Source organism: Gryllotalpicola sp. CP2-P1 (genome assembly GCF_057512245.1).
The window spans coordinates 1-1,959 of the sequence record NZ_JBLRDT010000327.1 but is presented as its reverse complement, the minus strand read 5'-3'; the positions used below and the strand labels follow the sequence as shown (position 1 = coordinate 1,959).

The following is a 1,959-nucleotide window of genomic DNA, read 5'->3' as shown; positions in this document are numbered from 1 at the left end:
GCGGCCCGAGGCATCCGATCGCCCCATCGCCCTCACGCTGCGACCGTATGCCACCTGGGGCAACGGCACGCCGGGTGCGATGCGCGTCTGGATTCCGACCAGCACCGGCTGAGGGCGGCTCTCAGGCGGTGGAGAGAACATAGAAGGTCGTGTCTTCCGAGCTCTCCACCGCCCCAGCACCCCCGGCCACCGCCAGCGGGGGAGCGGCGCCGAAGCGCACGCTTCCGGTCATCGCGCTCAGCACGCTCGTCGTCGGCACCATGGTGGGCGCCGGTGTCTACTCGCTGCCGGCGAACTTCGCCGCGTCGACGGGCGTCGTCGGCTCGCTGATCGCGTGGATCGTCTCTGGCCTCGGCACGCTGACGCTCGCGCTCGTCTTCCAGCGCCTCGCGGTCAGCCGCCCTGAGCTCGATGCGGGCATCTTCGCCTATGCCAAGGCGGGCTTCGGGAACTACGTCGGCTTCTTCTCGGCGTTCGGCTACTGGGCGAGCGCCGTGGCGGGCAACGGCACGTATGTCGTGCTGATCGGCTCGACCCTCGGGCAGGCCTTCCCCATTCTCGGGGAGGGGAACACGCCGGCATCCGCCCTGCTGTCGACCGCGATCCTCTGGGCGTTCCATCTTCTGATCGTGCGCGGCGTGCGGCAGGCCGCGCTCATCAACACCGTCGTCACCATCGCGAAGATCGTGCCGATCATCGTCTTCATCGTGCTCGTCGCGCTGGTCGGCATGCACTGGCACACGTTCTCGGCGAACCTGTGGGTAGGGGCTGGGGATGCCCGCTCTGCCGGGGCCCTCTTCGGGCAGGTGCGCTCGACCATGCTCGTCGCGGTCTTCGTCTTCCTCGGGGTCGAGGGCGCGTCGGTCTATTCGCGCTACGCCCGGAAGCGGCGCGACGTCGGGCGCGCGACGATGCTCGGCTTCGGCAGCGTGCTCGTGATCCTGATGCTGGTCACCCTCGTGGCGTATGCCGCACTGCCCGTGGCGAGCATCGCCGGGCAGCACCAGCCGTCAATGGCCGGAGTGCTCTCGGCCGTCGTCGGCCCGTGGGGCGGCGTCTTCGTCTCGGTCGGGCTGCTCGTGTCGGTGCTGGGGGCGTTCCTCGCCTGGACGCTCATGGCCGCCGAGGTGTTCTTCAATGCGGCGCGCGGCGGGGATGCGCCCGCCGTGTTCGCGCGCGTCAACAGGGCCGGGGTGCCGAGCAGCGCGCTGCTGCTGACGACGCTCGCGGTGCAGCTGCTCGTCGTGGTCTCGCTGTTCTCGAACGACGCGTTCCAGTTCTGCCTGATGCTCTGCGCCGCCCTCGCCGTGGTGCCCTACGTGCTGACGGCGGGTTTCGCGCTGCGTGAGGCCGTCGCCGAGCGACGGCGAGCCGGTGAAGCATCCGCTCGAGTCGCCGGCCCCGTCGTCACGGCCGCGCTCGCGCTCGTCTACACGCTGTTCCTCGTCTACGCGACGGGCATCACCTATCTGCTGATCTCGGCGATTGTGTATGCGCCGGCGTCACTGCTGTTCGCGGCGGCGCGGCGCCGCAGCGGTCGCCGGGTGTTCCGCCCGTGGGAGGTCGCGCTCGCCGCATTCACCGTGGTCGCCGCGCTCGTCGGGGTGGTCGCGCTCGCCGCGGGGTGGATCGCGGTTTAGCGGGCCGGGATGCGGGGCGCCGCTTTGCTCGACACGCTGCGGGCATGCTCGTGTGGGCGCGCGCGGAGACAGACCTCTGCCTTGCGGCCCGCTTGGTTGCTAGGCGGCGGGGGTGAGGTTGCGTTTGGGGGTGTGGGTGGCTGTGGTCCAGGCGGTGGCGTGGGATCCGAACACCCACCGGATCTCGGGGGTGCCGTCTTCGCCCATGCGGAGCTGGTAGGGCCCGGTGTCGATGGTGGAGTGATGCCACCAGCACAAGAGCGTCATATTGCCGATGTCGGTGGGTCCGCCGTCGCGGTGCGGGTCGATGTGATGCACT

The 1,959-nt window shown here is 70.1% G+C and carries 3 protein-coding genes; 2 read left to right on the top strand and 1 reads right to left on the bottom strand.

Annotation, left to right across the window (positions count from 1 at the left end; all coding sequences use genetic code 11):
* The first annotated feature begins 25 nt into the window (after nucleotides 1-25).
* A complete protein-coding gene (locus tag ACM2XV_RS14845) occupies nucleotides 26-112 on the top strand; it encodes a hypothetical protein (RefSeq protein WP_487027494.1) in 87 nt (28 codons plus the stop codon).
* A 37-nt stretch (nucleotides 113-149) separates the two neighbouring features.
* Nucleotides 150-1,640, top strand: a complete 1,491-nt coding sequence (locus ACM2XV_RS14840; protein WP_487027493.1) for a basic amino acid/polyamine antiporter — start codon at nucleotides 150-152, stop codon at nucleotides 1,638-1,640.
* 99 nt (nucleotides 1,641-1,739) lie between these two features.
* Here the strand turns inward: ACM2XV_RS14840 and ACM2XV_RS14835 are convergent.
* On the bottom strand, nucleotides 1,740-1,959 hold a 220-nt coding region (locus ACM2XV_RS14835; RefSeq protein WP_487027492.1), incomplete at its 5' end, for an HNH endonuclease signature motif containing protein.